The organism is Roseomonas sp. TAS13, from assembly GCF_001950415.1.
Classification (GTDB): Bacteria; Pseudomonadota; Alphaproteobacteria; order Acetobacterales; family Acetobacteraceae; genus Roseomonas; species Roseomonas mucosa.
This window is the reverse complement of the sequence record NZ_BDLP01000381.1, coordinates 1-3,980: the sequence shown is the minus strand read 5'-3', so window position 1 is coordinate 3,980 and position 3,980 is coordinate 1. Positions and strand designations below refer to the sequence as shown.

Here is a 3,980-nt window from a genome sequence, read left to right as displayed (position 1 = left end):
TCACCTCGGACGCTCGCGAGATCCGCCTCCTGGCATCACCGTCCTCTGGCGCGGACTGTCCCGTCTCGCCGACATCGGACTCGGCGTAGAGATCGCTGAGCAGTCAAAATGTGGGTAATCGAAAGCTCCACCGTCCGGGTACCGGCCCATCAGGAGGCCCGCCGGTGAGCCCCGTCATCCTGCCCGAGATCAAGGGCCATCTCGCCGTCCGTGTGCTGGAGGACGTGATGGCGGACGGCTACGGCCTGATCCGCACCGACTGCAGCCCGGCCGTCGAGGTCGCCATCGTCCGCGACGGCCCCGACCGTGGCATCGGGGAGACCGAGGCCTACATCGCACTGCTCGCCCGCTCACCTGGCATGAAGCGCTTGCTGGATAAAGCCGTGGCGTTCGAGACCGCGGCCTTCGACGAGGACGAGCCGGTTTGTGGTGCGAGCCTCGTCGAATGGTTCGCGTCCTGGCGGCTGGAGGTTCTTGCCCTGCTGACACGGCCGTTGCCGCCGGTTCTCCCGGTGCCCGACCCGGACGCCTGACGGACGCCCCGCGCCCTCCCGACTGCCCTCCTCACCTCGATCCGAAAGGAACTGCCATGTCCACTCCGGCATGGCTGCCCCGGCTGCTCGTCCTGCGTCCCTACCTGGCGCAGGCCACCCGCGACGCTGCCTACGCGCACGTCGACGTCCTGGTGATGTACACGCGCGACGGCACGATGCCGTGGCGCTACGGCGAGCTGCGGCCGCTAATGTGGCACGAGGACGCCGCCCGCCCGATCCTGCACGAGAACTTCCGCTTCACCTGCCAGGTCGACGACCGGCAGACCGCGCCCTACGCCCTGCGCTACGGCTACATGCCCGAGAACGGCGAGGTGTTCACCACGAGCGACCTCGCCCGCTTCGGCAAGCCGCTCGCCGCCCTGCAGCGCGCCATGGCGCGGCTGGTCGAGCAGGAGGGGCGCACCGAGGATCTCGGCCAGATCCTCGCCCGGCTCGCCCGCGTGCTGCGGGTCGACGGCACCGTACTGCTGGCCGTGCGGGAGCACGGCAGCTTCTTTGAGGAAAGCCACCGCATCCGCCTCACGGCCGAGGCGTCGAACTACAGCGAGATGATCCGTGATCTCGGGGCGGTCGCGCGGGAACTCCATCTTCGCTGCGCCGAGCGGCTCGGCCGCCGGGCGGCCTGAGCCGTGGTCCTCGCCTGTGAGTCCCCCGAGAGGGCACCCATGATCTGCTCCTGGTGCGGCGGGGCCGCCGTGCTGGAGCTGGCGGAGGCGTGGTCGGACCACGCCTTCCTGTTGGAGACCTGTTGCCCAGCCGCGCACGAGGAGGTGTGCGCTGGCATGGCCGAGGACCCGGCCTGGGCGCGCGACCTGCTGCGCCACCTCGGCGCCGAGGTCCTGCTTGGCCACGGCCTGCGCCGGGTGGCCGACACCGGCTGCGGCCAGCTGCTGCTGGACTGGAACCTGCAGATCCGGCCGGTGGGCTTCGCCCGCGTGGCCGACTTCGTGCGGTGCCATCACGCCCACAACGCCGCTCCGACCGCCTGGCGCTACGGGGCTGCCATCACCAACGGAGCCAGCCTGCTGGGTGTGGTGATGGTCGGCAACCCGGTCGCCCGCGGCCTGATGGGCCGCGGCACGGCCGAGGTGAACCGGCTGTGCATCGGCGGCGGCACGCCGCAGCGTCATCTCGCCGTCGAGGGTCTGGGCGGCATCACCCGCGCCGTGGCCGAGTTCGGCCGCGACGTACTGGCCGCCAATCCCGGCGCCAGCTTCGACATCTTCATCAACATGGCCAAGGGTCAGCGCAAGCCGCGCGGCTTCGACGATGCCGAGAAGGCCGGGACCTTCGCCCACCACGCCTTCCTACGGGAGGACGCCGGCGAGGACGCCACTTCCCGCAAGCTGGTCAGTCCGCCGGTTGCGGCTGCCGCCGCGCCCGCAGCGCCTGCGGCCCGAGAAGGGGGAAGGGGAGGGAAGAGGGCGAAGAGGGGAGGGGTGCCGCACCCCGTCCCCCGCCGCAAGGGCGAGGGCCTGACGGCCCGCCGCTGCGCGGCGCCCTTGCCCCGGCGGCGCGGGGCGACGGCTGCCGGGGAGGTGTTCGGAAAGGAACATCGCCATGGAAATCCGTCGCCTCACCGCCCGTCCTGGGCCGGACCTGTTCACCCGCATCCCCGCGGCCGATGCGGGCGAGCCGATCGCCTGCATCCGCTGCAACGCGACCTTCGACACCGACCCGACGATCGCCGTCGGCTGTCCCACCTGCGGTGCACCGGAGGGGGAGCGCTGCCGCCTGCCGGCGCAGGGCGGCTTCCACCGCTCGCACTACACCCGCGCTCACATCGCGCTGCGGACTGGCCGCATGGGGTCCTGCGAGGCGCTGACCTGGGACCGGCTGCACGTGCTGCCCGTGCGGCTCCCTCCGGCACCCCGCCCCACCGTCACCCCCGTTCACGCGAGCCGGTGAGGAACCGTTCGATGAGCGCCGTCCGCCGCTTTCTCGACCTGTCCAACGCCCATCTCTCGAACGAGGACAGGGCCCTGCTCGACGCCTGTGCCGGTCACGACACCGGCGAGCTGCTCTGCGCCAGCACGCCCTACGGCTGGTTCGTGTACGCCTGCGAGGAGAGGCCGCTGATCTCGGACACGCTGTGGGCCCTGTTCCAGGAGGCGCGGCGGCACGGCTGCGGGTACCTCCTGTTCGACCGCGACGCCGCGAGCCTCGACGGCTTCCCGGTGTTCGACCGGGAGGCAGAGGAGGCTGCGACAGAGAAGGCCAAGGAGGAGGAATTGACGGAGGCAGGATGAGGGGAGAGAGGAAAGGCCGTCCCGCGCCGGGGATGGCCGCCGCAAGAGTTCGTCGCTGCGCTCCCTCGCTGCGCTCGCCCTTGCCCCGGCCACCCTGGACGCGGGGGCGGTGAGGTGTTCCAGGAGAATGAAAGGGAACACCGATGGCTTCTCCGCGCCGCCAGCCCTCCGAGCGCCCCGCTCCCCGTGACCACTACGCCGAGATCACCGATCGGGTGATCGCCGCCCTGGAGGCGGGGACGCTGCCCTGGCGGCGCCCCTGGGACCAGGACAAGGCGGGCGCCGGCCCGCTGTCGCCGCGCAACGCCATCACCGGCCGGCGCTATCGCGGCGCCAATGTCCTGATACTGGGCATGGGCGGCTTCGGCTTCGGCGGCGCTGACCCGCGCTGGCTCACCTACCGCCAGGCCGAGGGCAAGGGCTGGCAGGTCCGCCGCGGCGAGCGCGGCACCACCGTGTTCTTCTTCCGCAAGCTGACGCTGCGCGACGGCGAGGCCGCCGGCAACCTCGACAGCGAGGGCGAGGGAGGCACCCGCACGGTGCCGCTGCTCAAGGCTTTCACCGTCTTCCATGCGAGTCAGATGGACGGCATCCCGGCCTTCTCCGCGCCCACGCTGGAGGAAGCGCCCTGGCGCACGCCCGAGGCGGTCGACACCATCATCGGCAACAGCGGCGCGGTGTTCCGCGAGGGCGGTGACCGCGCCTTCTACTGCCCCTCCACGGATCATGTGCAGATGCCGCCCCGGGCGGCGTTCGCCTCGGCCGAGAGCTTCGCGGCCACGGCCATGCATGAGCTGGCACATTGGTCGGGGGGGCCCTCGCGGCTGGCCCGCGACCTGACGGGGCGCTTCGGCAGCTTGGCTTACGCCCAGGAGGAACTCAGGGCGGAATTGGCCAGCGCCTTCGTTGGCGCCGAGCTCGGGCTGCCCTGCGACATTCCGAACCACGCCAGCTACGTGGCATCCTGGCTCAGGACCCTCCGGCAGGACAAGCGCGAGATCTTCCGTGCCGCCGCCGAGGCGCAGCGGATCGCCGACTACCTGCTCGCCTTCCACCCGGAGCAGGCCCGGCGCCTGGCGGCGGAGGCGCTCGTCGAGGGCGGGGGGGCCGAGGCGTGAGCGCCGCCCTGCAGGTCCGCGAGGCCGGGTTCGTCCCGGACCTCGCCTCCTACGACCAC

The 3,980-nt window shown here is 71.8% G+C and carries 4 protein-coding genes; all 4 read left to right on the top strand.

What is annotated here, in order from left to right:
- Nucleotides 1-164 precede the first annotated feature (164 nt).
- The 4 genes from ROTAS13_RS20545 (at nt 165) to ROTAS13_RS20530 (ending at nt 3,921) form a co-directional block, all read left to right on the top strand.
- A complete protein-coding gene (locus ROTAS13_RS20545; RefSeq protein ID WP_075823265.1) occupies nt 165-533 on the top strand; it encodes a hypothetical protein in 369 nt (122 codons plus the stop codon).
- A 56-nt stretch (nt 534-589) separates the two neighbouring features.
- A complete protein-coding gene (locus tag ROTAS13_RS20540; RefSeq protein ID WP_075823264.1) occupies nt 590-1,180 on the top strand; it encodes a hypothetical protein in 591 nt (196 codons plus the stop codon).
- 156 nt (nt 1,181-1,336) lie between these two features.
- Nucleotides 1,337-2,803 (top strand): XF1762 family protein, encoded by a 1,467-nt coding sequence (locus tag ROTAS13_RS26545; RefSeq protein WP_139323460.1) that lies wholly within the window; start codon nt 1,337-1,339, stop codon nt 2,801-2,803.
- A gap of 143 nt (nt 2,804-2,946) precedes the next feature.
- Complete coding sequence (locus ROTAS13_RS20530) at nt 2,947-3,921, top strand: ArdC family protein (protein WP_075823262.1); 975 nt, start codon at nt 2,947-2,949, stop codon at nt 3,919-3,921.
- The last annotated feature ends 59 nt before the right edge of the window (nt 3,922-3,980 follow it).

Bases quoted from the DNA above. Each gene is read 5' to 3' on its own strand.
- ROTAS13_RS20540 (WP_075823264.1), top strand. From the start codon at position 590: ATGTCCACTCCGGCATGGCTGCCCCGGCTGCTCGTCCTGCGTCCCTAC.
- ROTAS13_RS20530 (WP_075823262.1), top strand. From the start codon at position 2,947: ATGGCTTCTCCGCGCCGCCAGCCCTCCGAGCGCCCCGCTCCCCGTGAC.
- ROTAS13_RS26545 (WP_139323460.1), top strand. From the start codon at position 1,337: ATGGCCGAGGACCCGGCCTGGGCGCGCGACCTGCTGCGCCACCTCGGC.